14 protein-coding genes and 1 tRNA gene are annotated in these 16,424 nt (G+C 46.2%); 11 read left to right on the top strand and 4 right to left on the bottom strand.

Translation table 11 applies throughout. From position 1 onward, the window contains the following. Positions 1–53 precede the first annotated feature (53 nt). A complete protein-coding gene (locus SYK_RS00665; RefSeq protein ID WP_281761703.1) occupies positions 54–1,499 on the top strand; it encodes a DNA-3-methyladenine glycosylase 2 family protein in 1,446 nt (481 codons plus the stop codon). A 1-nt stretch (position 1,500) separates the two neighbouring features. Continuing rightward, positions 1,501–1,980 carry a methylated-DNA--[protein]-cysteine S-methyltransferase gene (locus SYK_RS00660; RefSeq protein WP_281761702.1) on the top strand — a complete coding sequence of 160 codons (480 nt, stop codon included), beginning with the start codon at positions 1,501–1,503 and terminating at the stop codon, positions 1,978–1,980. A gap of 148 nt (positions 1,981–2,128) precedes the next feature. On the opposite strand, the gene SYK_RS00655 is transcribed toward SYK_RS00660, so the two are convergent. Further along, complete coding sequence (locus SYK_RS00655; RefSeq protein WP_281761701.1) at positions 2,129–3,709, bottom strand: methyl-accepting chemotaxis protein; 1,581 nt, start codon at positions 3,707–3,709, stop codon at positions 2,129–2,131. 562 nt (positions 3,710–4,271) lie between these two features. On the opposite strand from SYK_RS00655, the gene SYK_RS00650 reads away from it, so the two are divergent. From SYK_RS00650 to SYK_RS00640, 3 genes are all read left to right on the top strand, one after another. After that, complete coding sequence (locus tag SYK_RS00650; protein WP_281761700.1) at positions 4,272–7,604, top strand: response regulator; 3,333 nt, start codon at positions 4,272–4,274, stop codon at positions 7,602–7,604. Between the two features lie 343 nt (positions 7,605–7,947). Continuing rightward, on the top strand, positions 7,948–8,169 hold the full coding sequence (locus SYK_RS00645; protein WP_281761699.1) for a hypothetical protein: 222 nt from the start codon (positions 7,948–7,950) through the stop codon (positions 8,167–8,169). A gap of 61 nt (positions 8,170–8,230) precedes the next feature. After that, complete coding sequence (locus SYK_RS00640) at positions 8,231–8,509, top strand: hypothetical protein (protein ID WP_281761698.1); 279 nt, start codon at positions 8,231–8,233, stop codon at positions 8,507–8,509. Between the two features lie 114 nt (positions 8,510–8,623). Here the strand turns inward: SYK_RS00640 and SYK_RS00635 are convergent. Continuing rightward, positions 8,624–8,715: transfer RNA gene (locus SYK_RS00635), tRNA-Ser, on the bottom strand. Positions 8,716–8,923: 208 nt separating this feature from the next. Between SYK_RS00635 and SYK_RS00630 the strand changes: the two genes are divergently transcribed. Further along, positions 8,924–9,352 carry a Fur family transcriptional regulator gene (locus SYK_RS00630; protein ID WP_281761697.1) on the top strand — a complete coding sequence of 143 codons (429 nt, stop codon included), beginning with the start codon at positions 8,924–8,926 and terminating at the stop codon, positions 9,350–9,352. Between the two features lie 21 nt (positions 9,353–9,373). Here SYK_RS00630 and SYK_RS00625 read toward each other — a convergent pair whose 3' ends face one another. After that, positions 9,374–10,360 (bottom strand): PilZ domain-containing protein, encoded by a 987-nt coding sequence (locus tag SYK_RS00625; protein ID WP_281761696.1) that lies wholly within the window; start codon positions 10,358–10,360, stop codon positions 9,374–9,376. Between the two features lie 150 nt (positions 10,361–10,510). Then, positions 10,511–11,188 (bottom strand): flagellar brake protein, encoded by a 678-nt coding sequence (locus SYK_RS00620; RefSeq protein ID WP_281761695.1) that lies wholly within the window; start codon positions 11,186–11,188, stop codon positions 10,511–10,513. Positions 11,189–11,560: 372 nt separating this feature from the next. Between SYK_RS00620 and SYK_RS00615 the strand changes: the two genes are divergently transcribed. The 5 genes from SYK_RS00615 (at position 11,561) to SYK_RS00595 (ending at position 16,424) form a co-directional block, all read left to right on the top strand. Further along, complete coding sequence (locus SYK_RS00615; protein WP_281761694.1) at positions 11,561–12,229, top strand: HAD family hydrolase; 669 nt, start codon at positions 11,561–11,563, stop codon at positions 12,227–12,229. A 159-nt stretch (positions 12,230–12,388) separates the two neighbouring features. After that, the gene (locus tag SYK_RS00610; protein WP_281761693.1) at positions 12,389–13,654 is read left to right on the top strand and encodes a PAS domain-containing protein; all 1,266 of its coding nucleotides are present in this window, start codon (positions 12,389–12,391) and stop codon (positions 13,652–13,654) included. A gap of 268 nt (positions 13,655–13,922) precedes the next feature. Beyond that, the gene (locus SYK_RS00605; protein WP_281761692.1) at positions 13,923–14,678 is read left to right on the top strand and encodes a FadR/GntR family transcriptional regulator; all 756 of its coding nucleotides are present in this window, start codon (positions 13,923–13,925) and stop codon (positions 14,676–14,678) included. Next, positions 14,666–14,944: a hypothetical protein gene (locus SYK_RS00600; RefSeq protein ID WP_281761691.1), complete on the top strand. Its 279-nt coding sequence runs from the start codon at positions 14,666–14,668 to the stop codon at positions 14,942–14,944. The genes SYK_RS00605 and SYK_RS00600 overlap by 13 nt, the downstream gene beginning before the upstream one ends. Before the next feature lie 61 nt (positions 14,945–15,005). Then, complete coding sequence (locus SYK_RS00595; protein WP_281761690.1) at positions 15,006–16,424, top strand: hypothetical protein; 1,419 nt, start codon at positions 15,006–15,008, stop codon at positions 16,422–16,424.

Below are 16,424 nucleotides of genomic sequence, written 5' to 3'. Positions count from 1 at the left end.
AAAAATTCGGCCAAAAACATGATATTGAATGACTTCAAGCGCAGGATAGCATCATGGATACGAAATTCAGCAGGGCACGGCAAAGAAAAGACAAGAATTTTGATGGGAATTTTTTTTTCGGCGTCAAAACAACAGGGATATTCTGTCGCCCTTCCTGTCCAGCCCCCACAGCCAAAGAAGAGAACGTCGAATATTTCGACACCATATTCGCCGCCCTGGAAAAAGGATTCCGCCCATGTCTTCGATGTCGTCCAGATATTGAAATCGATTATTACAACGGCAATGCAAATGGTACATCAGTCGTCGACACGGCTCTTAAAAACATCTTTGACGGCTATCTCAACGACCATACTCTCGCCGAGCTAGCCGCAGACCTCATGATCTCCGAACGCCATTTGCGCAAACTCTTTGTAGACAACCTCGGTGTGCCGCCGATCAAAATCGCCCGCTATCACAAAACTCTGTTTGCAAAAAAGCTCCTGATCTCCTCCAACAAACCCGTGACAGACATTGCCTTTGCTTCTGGATTCAACTCCATCAAACAATTCAATGAGGCATTCAAAGCGACCTTCGGGAAAACGCCAACCGAAGCAAGAAACCTTTCGCAGCAAGCACATATTCAGGACAACACCACACTGCTCTTACGCTATTCTCCACCCTTCGACTTCAAGCAAATCCTCACATTCCTCAGGATTCGCGCCATAGAAGGCGTAGAGCTGGTTACACATACAAGCTACAGCCGGACTTTCCGCACTCGAAACACACGCGGATATTTCACAGTATGTGACCACCCGGCCCAATCGGCTCTTGCATTGTCCATTGTCTGTGACGACATCAAATGCTTCATGCAAATACACAATCAAGTGCGACGAATGTTTGATCTGGATACGGATTTTTCCGACATCAATAAACGCTTCATCAATGACCCTCTGCTTTCAAAAGGCATGGACAATAGCCACGTGCCGAGACTTCCCGTCGCTTTTGACCCATTCGAATTCATCATTCGAGCGATCCTCGGTCAACAGATCACGGTCAAAGCAGCCACCACCCTTGCCGGGCGTATTGCAAAGAGAAGTAATCTTCAAACAGACGACTCTTTCCCACATGGACTTCACTTTTTTTTCCCACAGCCAAAAGAATTCATGACTATGAACCTCGATAAATTGGGAATTACCAAAACCCGACAACAAACCCTTCAAACAGCCATACAGGCGGTCATCGATAAAAAAATTTCCTTGTCACCAAACCAAAGCCTTGAAACGTTCAACCAACAATTTTCTGCACTCAAAGGCATAGGGCCGTGGACGGTCAACTATGTAGGAATGCGAGGACTGGGCATAATCGACAGCTTCCCGGCCAGCGACCTCGGAATCATCAAGGCAATGATGCTCGACGACAAAAAACCAACCGTACATAATATTTTGAAACAGAGCGAAAAATGGCGTCCATACAGGGCATATGCAGCGCTCTGCCTATGGAACTCTTCGAAGGAGAAATAATATGCTTCAGTATACGACATTCGACACCCCTCTGTGGAAAATTATCCTCGTTGGCACAGACCAGGGAATCACCAACCTGCACATGGTCACCGGCACAGGAAAGCGCGAATTCATCATCGACCCAGCGTGGACAAAAAACGACGTAATCTTTGATAAAGCCAAAACACAAATACTCGAATATTGTGCAGGAAAAAGAAAAGACTTCACTGTGAACCTAACTCCACACGGAACAGAATTCCAAAAAGACGTATGGAATGCACTCAGCGACATCCCCTACGGCGAAGTACGAAGCTACAAAGAAATAGCCATAGCCGTAGGCAATCCAAACGCTTCACGTGCCATCGGTATGGCAAATTCGAAAAACCCCATCCCAATCATCGTGCCATGTCACAGGGTCATTGGTTCCAACGGGAAACTCATTGGCTTCGCTCATGGATTGGATGCAAAGATGAAGCTCCTGAATCTCGAAAAAGCGATATGAAAAAATCAACAAAGACAACAATGGAATCCGAAACATTCAAAACCCACGGTCCTCACAATGCATCTGTAAGGACCGTAGGCTTAATAAAAACAAGAAACATTACAAAAATCGACACAATTTCTTTTCCGGCACAACTTCTACTCGTCGCCTACATATCCAACTCGAACCCTCTTGAGACACCCCCCTCGCTCAAGGTTCCCGGAGACTTCCGTACAGTCGTGACCACGGTGGGCGGAGAAAAACTCACACCATCGTTCCCCCCGAACCTATTCAGAATCCCAGTAAGATATTCCGCCTGAGATGAAAGCTCCTGAGCTGTTCCGGCAGTCTGTTCCGAAACCGTAGCATTACGCTGTATAACTTCATCAAGTATCTGAATAGACGTGTTAACCTGTGAAGCGCCGGTATTTTGCTCGTTGCTGGACACGTTGATTTCCTGAACCAACTCCGCAGTCTTTTCAATATCAGGAACAAGCTCCGACAGCATAATTCCTGCTTTGTCAGCCACATCCACACTGGTGGTTGAAAGTTCGCTAATCTCAGTGGCTGCGATGCCGCTTCGTTCTGCCAATCGACGGACCTCGGCTGCGACCACGGCAAACCCTTTACCATGTTCACCCGCCCTTGCTGCTTCAATAGCTGCATTGAGTGCCAACAAATTGGTCTGTCGGGCGATTTCTTCAATAATGGATATTTTTTCAGCAATTTCTTTCATAGCATCGACAGTATGCGCTACAGCCTTGCCGCATTCAGTGGCCCGCGCGCCCGAATCTCTGGCAATCGTATCTGTACTCCGGGCATTTTCCGCATTCTGCCCGATATTGCTCGCCATCTGCTCCATGGAAGCTGAAATTTCCTCTACGCTGGCGGCTTGTTGGGAGGCTCCTCTTGAAATTTCATCCGTTGAGATGGACAAAGTGTCACTACAGGAACTGACCTTTTCTGATACGGATACGATCTCACGAATCACACTCGTCAATTTGGTCGTCATAGCCCGCACGGAATCAGCCAAAAGCCCCAACTCGTCAGAACGCTTAAACTCAAGTTCGCCTGAATGGTAGATGTCCTTATCAACCGCCGATGCCCAATTGGAAATCAAACCGGTATCCCTGACCACACTACGAAGAAGAAAATTTGCCATCAAAACGAGACAAATCAATAACAACATTGAAATTGCACTGACCCACGTCACTTGGGAAATACAACTCTCCATGCCCGAGATTAATCCGGCTTCCATCACGTTGAAGCGTTCATTGAGAACCAAAAATCCTTCAAAAGCCGGTTTGTCACTAATCTTGACAACTCCATCCACCTCTTTGGGCGTTTTCCCTTCGGCCCACAACTTTTCGACAAGAACGACATTCGAAAAATAATTCTGCATGACCCCCTTGATCTTATCCAAAGCCTGTTCTTCGGCTGGGGTCACCCCTAGCTTCCTATATTCATCGAGATATCCGAGAATCTGTGTTTGGTTCTTCGTAATCCGTTCTTTAAATTTGGGCTGACCACGAAGAACATAATTTTTAAAATTATGAATAATCCCACCGTAACCAAATTGCTCCTTGATCTGAGTGAGCAACTTCTGTCTTGCAACCGCGTTGGATGTGTACGCATTCCAATCACGATTAACCTCATCCAAAGCCCTGAACATAAGCGGCAAAGAAATCAGAATGACCCCAATGCACACCGCCAAATTAATTCTCACCTTATTGTTAAGGGATATATTCATCCTTAACACCTCCTATCCATTCACAATACAGTTCCCCTCAATTCATCCTACCCAGATAGTACAATCTACGCCTCAATATCTAATTGAGTATTATAATCTGATATGAATATTTTGCCTCATAATTTGTACCATCAAAAGAACTGTTCCATTTACACAGTATCAGGGACGCCCTAAGTATCAGAAACAACCCTGACAGCGGCCACAACTCACTCCAGACGGTTCAAACAAAACGTTGACAGAATCCCCGCTCACTCCATTTTCAAAGAAACTCACAACGCAATAAAATGGGTTCAACTGTTTCATCAGCTGAACCCATTTTTCTTTCCCATCGAAGAACGAATGACCCTATAGCAAGAATTTGCCCTTTCAAAAAAAACCATCAGGACTCACAATATTCCAAACATTCTCACCATTACACAACATGCTAATAATAAAATCACCCTTTCAAGAGGCTCAAAAGAAATCGCATAGAACAAAATAATAATGCGCCAAGGCTCTATGATCTGATAACAAATTACATATGCAATTTTCTTTACCTCAACAGATTAAGAAGAAGGCAAATGTGAAGAAGAAACACGCTGAATCCTTTATTATCATTCGAAGTTTCCTTATTACAACCATCATCCTTGGGGCTTTGGCTGCCACTGGTTGCTATTATATGTATCTCATGGAAACTGAATCCATAGAAAATGTCATTAAAATCAACGAAAGAATGCACAACAATCTGCTGTCTCGTACGATCAGTCTTGATTTGAAAAGTCTGTTTAACGATCTTGAACTGGCAGGCAACCACGTCGAAGTAAAACGCTTTCTGAAGGACAGAAATCCCACGACTCAATCAAATTTGGAATCGGAATTCATAGCATTGTGCCGGATCAACAAATCATATGATCAAGTGAGGATCCTCGACAATAACGGAATGGAACTCGTCCGGGTCAATTACAACAATGGACACCCAAAGGCAGTCCCTTCGCAAAAGCTCCAAGACAAAAGTGACCGCTATTACTTTAAGGAATCACAGAATCTCAAACAGGGTGAAGTTTATGTATCACCATTTGATCTCAATATAGAAAATGGAAAAATCGAACAACCGCTCAAGCCCATGATTAGGGTATCCATGCCCATTTATGACGATTCAAGGCAACAACTCGGCATTGTAATCCTCAACTATCTTGGCCAAAAAATACTGGATAGTATTGCTGCGAACAAAAGTAGTGATCGAGAACTCTCCATGCTCCTGAACGACGAGGGATATTGGCTTTTATCTCCAGACAAAAGTCAAGAATGGTCATTCATGTATAAAGATCGAAAACCCGTTGGTTTCGGCACGATAAACCCTCATGCATGGAAACAAATGACCTCATCCAAAGAAGGACAATTTTCCGCGACGGAAGGATTATATACTTATTCAACCATCGTTGTTGCCCCAAATGCTAGGAGCAACGAACTCAACGAAGATACACGCCGATGGAAAGTCGTATGCCTTACTCGGGCATCAACCATTGCGACATCTTATGCGCAAATATTCAATAATTACACAATCATTTACACATATGTATTTCTTATTATTCTTTTTGGAGGCCTCACCAGAGCCAGATTCATCGGCGTACGGGCACAAGGCCGAAGAAGACTTGAAAAAGCCAAACTGGAAGCTGAAGACGCCAACCGGGCCAAAAGTGATTTCCTAGCTCGAATGAGCCATGAAATACGCACCCCGATGAATGCAGTTATTGGTTTAACACACCTTGCTCTCAAAACGGAATTGACCTCCAAACAGTCCGACTATCTCACCAAGGTCGATATATCAGCAAAATCATTACTTGGAATCATCAACGATATACTTGATTTCTCCAAAATCGAAGCTGGTAAACTGGAAGTTGGAGAAGTTGATTTCATTCTGGACGATGTGCTCAACGACATAGTCAACATGCTCGGCCTTCAGGCAGAACAAAAAGGGATCGAATTCCTGCTGATGGTAAAAAGTACTGTTCCCAATCTCCTTATCGGTGATCGGCTTAGACTGGGGCAGGTGCTTCTCAATCTGACCGGAAATGCCATAAAATTCACGGAATCCGGTGAGATCATCATTGCAGCAAGACTCATTGAGGAAACGAATGACACTGCTTTGATTCAATTTTCCGTCAAAGATACAGGCATAGGGATTTCTCCTGAACAGGCCGCCAAACTATTTCAACCCTTCAGTCAGGCTGATGGTTCCATTTCTCGCCAATTCGGAGGAACGGGACTCGGTCTGACCATCAGTAAAAGACTCGTGGAATTGATGGGCGGCGCCATGGAACTAAAAAGTGACATAGGAGAAGGAAGTGAATTCATTTTTACCCTCCCGTTCGGACTACAAGCCAAACATACAGGTGCACATCACATATATCCAAATGAAGTCAAAGGGATGCGAGTTTTGGCCGTGGACGACAGTAAAATGTCAAGAATGGTTCTCGACAAGGTTTTGCGCTCTTTCACCTTCGATGTGGAAACCGCGAAGAACGGAGGGCAGGCTCTTGAATTACTGTATAAAAACGATGAATCGTCCCCATTCAAACTCGTTATAACGGATTGGAGGATGCCGGATATTGATGGTATCGAATTGGTACAAAAAATCAAAAGGACCACACGACTTAAAAATATTCCTAAAGTCATTATGCTCACGGCATATGGCCAAGATGAAATTCGACATCGTGCTGAACAAGTTGATCTGGACGGCTTCATGCTCAAACCATTCAATCGATCAATTCTATTTGACACCATCATGGAAACCATCACCAACGACAAATTCCGAATGAACAAAATCACCGCTGAAAAAACACGAATAGGAATACCACCCAATGTGGCCGGAGCCCATATTTTGTTGGCTGAAGACAATGAAATCAATCAACAAGTTGCACGGGAAATTCTTGAAGGTGCAGATATCATTGTATCCATTGCCAACAATGGACAGGAAGCGGTCGAAATGGTCAAGGTCAACACGTACGATGCTGTACTCATGGACATTCAAATGCCGATTATGGATGGCTTCAAGGCCGTAAAAAATATCCGAGCCGACGAAAAATTCCAATCGATCCCGATTATTGCAATGACGGCACATGCTCTCGTCGGCGATAGGGAAAAGAGTCTCCTTGCTGGCATGGACGACCATGTTACTAAGCCGATTGATCCAGATATACTCATGGAAGTCCTTTCAAAATGGCTCCGCAACTGTTCAAAGGTAAAAAAAAGCACACCCAGTCCTCCCTCAACCGAAGAAACTCCTCTTCATGCTTTTGAGGGCATCCCCGGCATAGACGCGGCACAGGCTCTCGCAAGGGTCCGAGGCAACACAGTGCTTCTCAAAAGGCTCCTCATTAATTTCGCGTATGATTGCAAAGAATCGTACTCACAACTTCCGACTTTGATTTCCATGAATAAACTTGATGAAGCACAACACTTGGTCCACAGCATAAAGGGTGTCGCGGGCAACGTTGGAGCAAATGTTCTGCACCAATCCGCTTTGGAAATGGAAATAGCGCTACTGAATAATTCTGAAACAATTCAAAGCCAACTGCGCACATTTGAAATGGAAAGAAAACGGGTTGAAAGAGGCATCTTTAAAACATTCCCCCAAAAGGAGCAGAATATAAATGGGTATAAAACAGACAAAAAACTTCTTAAAGAAATCAAATCAATAACACCATACCTCACAAAACTTTCTTCACTCTTAAAGAAACACGACGTTGAAGCCCGAGGGGTTTACCAATCCATCGAACTCGAATTAACACACTCGGCCCCACTCTTCGCAAAAGAACTTGGTGCCCTGCTTGACAGGTTCGACTTTAAAAATGGGCATGAGAAAGTTAAAAAATTCATGCAAGAATATGAATCACTAGAAAAAAAGAGCAAATAAAAGAACAATACCTTTCTTGTAATATTCGGCCGCAACAAAGATAAATTTTTTAATGGTTCTGTCCAATGACAAAACCAGACGAATCTCATAGCCTCTGCTTCACTTCATAAAAAGCAAAGAAGCCTTCTTAACTTCAAGCCAAAAAACAATACAAACCCCAATAATACAATCATTTAAGATTATATTCCCTTATGACACACCCAAAAAAACCGATTGTGTAGAGCCATATTGAGCATCGTTGAGCAACTTGCCCAAACTTCAATCAATACGCTACAAGTGTCCACGCAACACAGCTTCTACTTCCCCAAAAAGCAACTTCGCACCCATCACATGGAGATCAAATATGGCTCTTTTCCGAAATAAAAAAAATGGCAATATCTACTTTGCCTTGGACAATGTAACCAACGCCACCAATGCGCAAGACGACCAAGAAATGATTCTGTACCGGCCAGTAAAAAGTGAAAGGCTCTTCTGTCGCGAACGCGATGAATTCCATCAAAAATTCGAGAGCGTAAAGGCTGACGACATTGTGAAACTACTCGGTCCGGTAGGACAAGAAATATAAACTTTCACAGGCCCTCAACCAAATAAAACAGGTTGAGGCAGTGATACTTAGAGACAAAAACATGCCCAACACAACTCCCCCCAAAGTCAACGAAGCCGTGGTAGAAAAAGTACTTCGCTACATTACACATCACGGTGGCATACACGAAGATTGGTACGTAGGCATCGAAGACGAAGGTTCAGATCGAAATGATGACAACAACCTTCACCCTGTCCGTTACGAAGTCCCCTCCGAAGACGAAGCCAAACTCACAATGTCCTGGCTACTCGGCATGGGGCTTATGGCGGATGATGAATACGGAACCGAACCAACAATTTTATTTATCTACACCCAAAAATAACTCCTGACATATCCAGCATCTCCACTCCTCAGTCTTTCAGATGCGACAAGGAACAAAAAAAGCCCTCATGACGAGGACTTATGACACTTCTTGATACGAAGTAATATTGTTATATGGCGGAGAGGAGAGGATTCGAACCTCCGGACGAGTTGCCCCGTCTCTGGTTTTCAAGACCAGCGCATTAAACCGAGCTCTGCCACCTCTCCGCATGGGGCGATATTGTCTGGCAACATCGCTTTGCAGGAAACAGGTTGTAGAAACCACGCCCTTGAATGTCAAGGCTGAAAAGAAAATTGATCAAAAGATGACGATTTAATAACTACAAAAAAAAGTATGACGGACTGTTTGACACCCTTTATTGCTTCCCGTATTGAGAGATTGTATCGAAATTCAAACAAACCGACGGGATATACAATGAAAGCCCCGCAAGATGTTTTTGCAGAATATCTGACCAATGAAAATCTCAAGATGACGCCGCAACGCAGGCTCATTCTGGACACCCTTCTGAAACATGACAATCATTTGTCGTCAGAAGAACTCTACGCCAAAGTCAAAAAAAGAGACAATTCCGTCGGTCAAGCCACGGTCTATCGAACACTCAAACTTTTGAGTGACTCGGGCCTGGTCGAACCGCTGGACTTTGCGGATGGTGTCACCAGATATGAAGCGAGCTACGGCAAAGACCATCACGACCATCTCATCTGTGAAAAATGTGGAAAAAATATTGAAATTCTGGACAATGTCATTGAACAGCGTCAGGAACAGCTTGCCAAAAAACATGGCTTTACCTTGCTTCGCCACAAGATGTACTTGTATGGTCTATGTTCTGATTGCAAGAAATAGAAACGTGCCAGATTCGTATTATTAATCTTGAAGCTGAGAAAGGAATTTCCCAAGCGACTGGATACCGCCATTAACAGTGTGCCAACTATAGCGGCTACCGACAGGTTCGCCTTCTGAGGTGAACTGTATCCCCAGACCGATAGCCCCACCCCTGCCTGAAAAACGGCTACGAATAGTTCCTAATGCTGTAAAATACGTATACTTCTTGGTTTTCGGATTCCAAATACTGACCCGAAGCACCAATTGACTTCCCTTTTGTAACGGCGGCAGAGGCCCTTTAGGATTCACCACGTACATACGCATACCCCCAGCCGAGATATTCTCTACGGCCAAACGTGTATACTCTCCATAACGCGCAGGGTTGTTCACCGTTTGCAAATCCGGGCGCATCATCCAAAATGTACTCGCCTTGCGTCCACTCCACACCTTGACGCGAACAGTTCCTTCACGAGCTACGCGCTGCCGGGCATGTTGTCGACGGATGATGCGCTTATAGCGAATAGGTGTCATCACCGACAATTCCTTGATCACAATCCCACGACGTTCCATGTGGCTGATAAATGAGACAAAAGCATTGATCCGTTTGCCTGAATACGCAAAAGGCTTCATCAAGCAAATGACACGGGCACTCTTTAGCTTGGCAACCACAGGATTGGTATCGAGCAACTGCAATTCCATCTTACCACCAACCACACGTGTAACACGGGCACTACACAACCGACGGCCGACGCCACCACCGGAATACAGACAAATTTCAAGAACAACACCTCGTGAGACAAAATAATTCTCAATAATCTTGCGATGTCGCGAAAACAAAGTCCGCGTGACCAATCGAGCAGCCAAAAAAATAATTTTCCTACGGCACCGCCATAAAATAATAACCAAAATCATCGGCACAAGTACCGACAATGCCTGAGTAAAGAACCCCATGACATCCAGGTTACCGGTTCCGCCAAAGGTGCGCTGCACCTCATGCAGATAATTAGATCGGACCATATAATTAATCATCATCCTACCGAAAGCTTTTCAACAAATTGACGTGAATATACCGTAAGCATAAGTTATTGCAAATTCAATACCTCCACAGTGCCTGACAAAAAAAAGCCTGAAACCAATCTATGGCCGCAAGCTCATTCTATCCGCACAATTTATATCAATTCAACGTGACAACATTTCAAGGTATTGCCTTATCTGCTCAAAAGATTCTCCGGTGGTATCAAATTCTACGCCATAGCAAAGTGTATCGTCTTCTTGCGACATGCTTTTAACTACACACGTAAGCTCAATCTCTCCGAGACCAGACAGGCTGAAAACAAGTTGGGCCTTTTCATCCAGGGAAATATGTTCTTTATCCTTGAGACTGGCCTGATGCACGGAAAGGCTGCATCCTCCGGAACTAATGTCATCAATAAGACAATAATAATGGGCTTCATCATTGAACATGCGAGCAGGCGTTCTACCGGCGAAACGCTTGTATGCACGGAATTCAAAGGACTCAACTTCACTGGGATATTTGAGATACATGATCGGGGCAGGATCGTAATGAACCTGAAGTATTTCAGAATAAAATCCGTAAACAGTCCCTTCATTCACGAACTTCACGATGACTGTAGACCCAGGAGTATAACGCGCCCGATGCCCGATAACCAACGGAATTTCGAGAATCAAATAGTTATATTCGCTCAAACCGACGATACGACCACTGAGCTTCTCCTCTTCAAAGATCTTGCTCACATGCACACTGGCACCATAATAAATGGAGTGGTCTGCCCAGTGCTCGCGGTTTACCTTGAATTCCTCGTCTTTTTTAGCGCCGTCTGTCTTTGAATTTGACATGATCCCCCATCACAACGGTTCTCCCCACCCCAAAGACACCCTTTGGGTACTCCACCCGATATTCGTACCAAACGTCAGCGTATATCTCCATAGGAAATAATCACGACATATGTATAACCACCGCCCCCTTGTTCCGTAATGAGTAAAACTCTCCCTTCTCAACGAAGATCCATACAATTGTCATTATTTTTTATCCTATACGAATACGATAGATAAAACCTTTTCATGACAAACGATTGAGCAAAAAAAAACCATATGAACCGGGAACTCATCAATACTTCCATCGAACAATCGATCATTGACGCATGAGCCTTGATGAGTGACCATGCCCGATAATTTTTCTAACGGACGCAAAACGTCAAAGAATATACAATGAAACAACCTGGAGCAGTCCTTTTTGACATGGACGGTGTTCTCTTCGACTCCGAACCTATCCACGAAAAAATATTCATCGAGTATGCCGCAGAACTTGGCGTCGTCTGTCCACCAGAAGAATACCGCCATCTCATTGGCACTTCCAGTGTCAGCCAATGGCAATTCATGAAGGAAAAGTATCAACTCAAAGCAACACCACAAGAAATGTCTGATGCCAAGATGGAACATTACAAGACTTTCCTCGGTGCGACCAAAGGATTGCTCCCCATTCCCGGCATAGTCTCCCTGCTTAATGATCTAAAAGCACAGAGCATCCCCTTTGCCTTGGCCTCTTCCAATACAACGGATGTTATCGAAGCCACATTGACGGCCATAGGTCTGAACACAACCATCACAACGATCGTGGGCGGCAACGATGTCAAGGAGGCCAAACCCGCCCCGGACATATTCCTGTTGGCGGCTAAAAAAATCGGAGCTTCTCCTGCGGACTGCATTGTCATCGAAGACTCAACCCATGGCGTATTGGCCGCTAAAAATGCAGGTATGCGCTGTGTTGGTTTCGATAATCCGAACTCGCCGGGACAGGTACTTACTAAAGCCGATATTTGCCTCTGCAGCTTGAAAGGATTGACTGTCAAAAGCCTACAAACAACCCTCTTTCTATAAAGAATTAAGGCCTTGAGTACAGAATAAACAATGCATATTGCTCAATGCAAACAGCTGAAATTCATTTTGAAAGGCATACATCAATTGTTAATCACCACCTCCCCCCGTTGACCAAGCACATGAAATACAGTAATTGCTACTAGGTCAACAGGAGGCACTATGACACGCGATACAAACACAGGAACCGCCCCCAGCAACCACGCAATCCCCATGCAGGACCTCCGAAGTTTTGTGGATGATTTCCCTGCTCTCCTCTGGCGAATAGAAATAGCCAGATCGCGTATCGAATTCCTCAACGACTACTCCCTGCACCCACTTGGAGACAGTGCCCGTCTATTTCTAAAAAACATCTCGTTCCGAAAACAAATGCTTCTACCTGAAGACGTCCATCTCCTTGATGCTTTCTTTGAAGCCGTGCGAGAAGGCCGAACTATGGCGACAGTCTTTCGAGTGCACACCCCGGCTGACGGGATTATGTGGCTCAAACTAACCGGCGCCGTAAACTCATCCGATCCACGGTATTATTACGGGTATCTTCTGGATGTCGATGACACCGTGGATGTTATCCGAGACATCCAGAAAACCGACGCCGAATCACGGCTCCGCATTGATAATGTACCGACTCCCGTCATCCTGATGAACCATCAGTCACTCAGAATCAAACAGGCCAATGCGGCTGCACGTGAACTTTTCGCTCTACCGCGAGCCATGAATGGCCTGCTCCCCCATTTTACAGAGATATCGCCCAAAACAAACGACGAAATCATGGAATCAATTCTGCCGGACTTGCCTAATCGCCCATGGAACGGGACGCTTGATCTCTGTTCAACACAAGGAGAACCCCTCAAAGCCAACGTGGAATTACAATGGGTACCATGGAAACAAAGCGCTCTGATCCGTATTTCCGCACTGCCTATTTACATCGGGAAAAAAGAGACGGCCAATACACAATCAGAAAACACACAAGCAATATTCAATGAAGCCACGAATATTTCCGACATGCTCAGGCGTGTCCTTGAACTGTCCGAAATAGGTAAGCGGTGCAATGCCGTCATGCTTTCCGACATTCAAACCCGCAGAAAGACCGTTGTCGTAACCGGTGTTGGTGCACCTCTGGCGGACATGACCCCTGGCGAAAAATTCTCCTACAAGGGAACCATTGCCGAAGATATCGCACGCTTCAAAATCGACCATCTCGTTGTGGACGACACCCTCGACAGCATCAAGCCCATTGACTGGGCACTGTTTATCCCGAGAGGCATTCGCTCCTATTATGCCAAACCATACTATGAGAAAAACATTCTACGGACCGTACTAATTCTTTGCTCAACCGAGCCCAACCGCTTTGTTGATTTTGATGCCAAGGCATTCGACTCCATACTCACACCGTTGAATGATGCCATCGCAGCCAAGCGCAAAAAATAGACCCAACACCTCCAAATTCTCACGCCTCCTTACGACCTCGCTCAATAAATCATCATTGAGCGAGGCTCTACCGTTGTAAATCGGTCATACCAAAAAGCAGCACGTTCTTACTTGATTGGTTCTACCAATTCACCTATTGGTTTAGTAATTAGTATAAATTGGTTCTTTTTGTTCTAATTTACACATTTTTGTTGGCTGCAATGTGTACAGGCAGCTAATTGGTAACTCCAATAGGCGCACAAAAACGCGCAAAGGCGGCAAGTGTCACATGAGAAAGAAAGAGTTGGCTCTCAAAAAACTCGGTCAGATCATTCAAGACATGGAACTCAAGACCGGCGACCGGCTCCCCCCGGAACGCAGGCTTGTGAGTTTGCTTGACGTCAGTCGAAACACACTTCGCGGTATTCTGCATTCGCTGGAAGCACGAGGGTTGGTTTCCATCCGTCCCGGAAGCGGCTGCTATCTTCGCGTCGGCATTTCTCCCGCCCACGACAATCCACTCGATCTCAATCTCAGCCCGGAGAAGGCCATGGCCGACCAACTTGAAGCGGCATTCATGCTCTTGCCCGTAGTGGCGGAACATGCAGCCCATCATATCGGGGCACGTCATCTTGAAGAACTCAAGCAATGCAGCGTCAACATATCCCGTTCCATCTTTCAAAAATCGGCTGAACGAGTTTGGAACGAAAGCCTGACGTTTTTCCGACTTGTAGCCGTCGGTACGGGCAACGATTTTCTGGTGCGCACGGTCGAACAGGTCTGCTCCACCGACATGGCGACCTACAACATTTTTTTCACTCTGCGCCGCGAAGAGCGTGAAGCAATATTCGCAGACCACATCAAACTGCTGCACGCACTGCAAGCTCGTGATGGGGAATGGGCGCGATCCATCACGGCCAACTATTTTCTCAGGATGTGCGACATCCTCGAAGAACGAGAACAAGTGCCCATGACAGATCTGGTGTACCGCTCCCTCAGGGAAAAAGCAGAACAGGAAGAAGGGAATACAGTATGGCGGACATGACACGCAGACAACTTTTCAGGGGAAGTTTCAAGGCTGGGCAGCGTGTAGCTGCCGTGGCTACGGGCGAAGAACAATCAACGCCAACGGACATAAAACGTCCGAAAATGGAGTTGGATTCCATCGCAAGCGACTTTCCCCCGGAATTGCTTTCTATGGAAGCAGAACGATTAGGATTGGACCCGGATTCACCGGACCGCGAAGCCCTGCTCACGGCCGTATATGAGGCCATGGCAGGAACACACGGTCCGGGAAAATCCGGGAGGTAACCGAACAACCGGGGAAATGGGGTGGGGCCCATATCCCGGAACCCCTCAAGAGGAGGCTAGAATGGAACGGTTTGGCGAAGGCTACTTGGAAGAACGCAAGCTAGTCAAGCGCTGGTCAGGGCCTGTCCCTGCACTGGTCAGCTTGGTACTGACGCTCGGTATCTTCTATCTCACATGGTGGATTTTTCAAGACCCGCGCGGCATCATGCGCATGTACACCCCATACGTGGGGTACATGTACTGCCGTTGGTGGCTGATCATGATGATTTGGATGGTCTACATCTTTAACTTCTGGCCATTTAAGCGCAAATGGCTTGAAACCACACATCCACTGGTCAAAGGGGCAATCCTGACCACGATCTCGGTGGTTATTCTGGTCGCGCTCATCAAGGGCTTTTTCGAAGGCCTGCTTGGCAACTACGGCCTTGCATACTTCAACCCGGAACAGCTCGAAAAGCTCCCCGGCGTTACCAGTTTCTTTGCAATCGAATACTCGGCTCTGGCCGTACTCATGTTCGCGGCTATTGCCAGTTGGCTTTCGCCCGCATGGGTGGTCGCCTTTGAAGAGGCTCCGTGGCAAAAGATGAAGCAGCCGGCCAAGGGATTCTCCATCCTCATACTGACCTTCTTCTTGTCCATGATAGTCTACTTTGTCACCATGCACCCGCACATGGGTATTCTGTATCATCCATGGCAATACTTCACTTCCATCGCCCCGCCATATTGGGAACAGTTTGCGGACACCGTATCCGGCAACTTCCATGTCTCATGGATCATGTGCTGCACCGTGGTTGTCTGGCTGGTGGAAACCATCTGGGAACGCTATCCCTTCAACCTGATCAAAAACGACTGGGCTCGTCGCTTTGCATGCTTCTTCGGCATCATCGGCATTGCCCTTGCCATGCACTTCTTCCTCTACTTCGCGCAGGAACTGACCTGGGGCGAAGCTATTCGAGGAACCCGCCGTGCATTCGCACCTGACTGGCGTTGGCTGCATGTCGGTGAAATGGCTATCTTCTTCCTGGTCCCGGCTCTATTCGTCACATTCTACTGCGACAACTGGCCCAAGAAGTATTCCATGCCCGTCAACGTGCTCCTGCGCACCGTGGTCACTCTGATCGGCGCCATAGCGCTGTACATTGTCTACTACAAGACGTCCCACATGTTCCTCGGTACCCAAAAGGGATTCTCTCATCCGCAACAATTCCCCATGATTCCGATGATCTGGCTGGTCAATATTTGGCTGGTCCACCACTGGTTCATGGACAACTGGCCGGCTTGGAAGATGGTTCCCAAGACCGCTGAAGAAATCGATGCTGATCATGAAGCGCACAAAGCCGCCATTGAAGATGTCCGCTGGACTCCGAGATTCGGTGTAGGCCTCGGCGCAGGCGTTGCCATGGGCGTGATCTTCTACTTCGTCACGGTATGGGCATTGCCTTCTGTCTATGCAGCCGTCAACATCATCCCCGGCAAATAG

It is taken from the genome of Pseudodesulfovibrio nedwellii (genome assembly GCF_027923765.1).
GTDB classification, from domain to species: Bacteria; Desulfobacterota; Desulfovibrionia; order Desulfovibrionales; family Desulfovibrionaceae; genus Pseudodesulfovibrio; species Pseudodesulfovibrio nedwellii.
The sequence above is the reverse complement of the archived record's forward strand: the minus strand, read 5'-3'. Positions and strand labels throughout refer to the sequence as shown.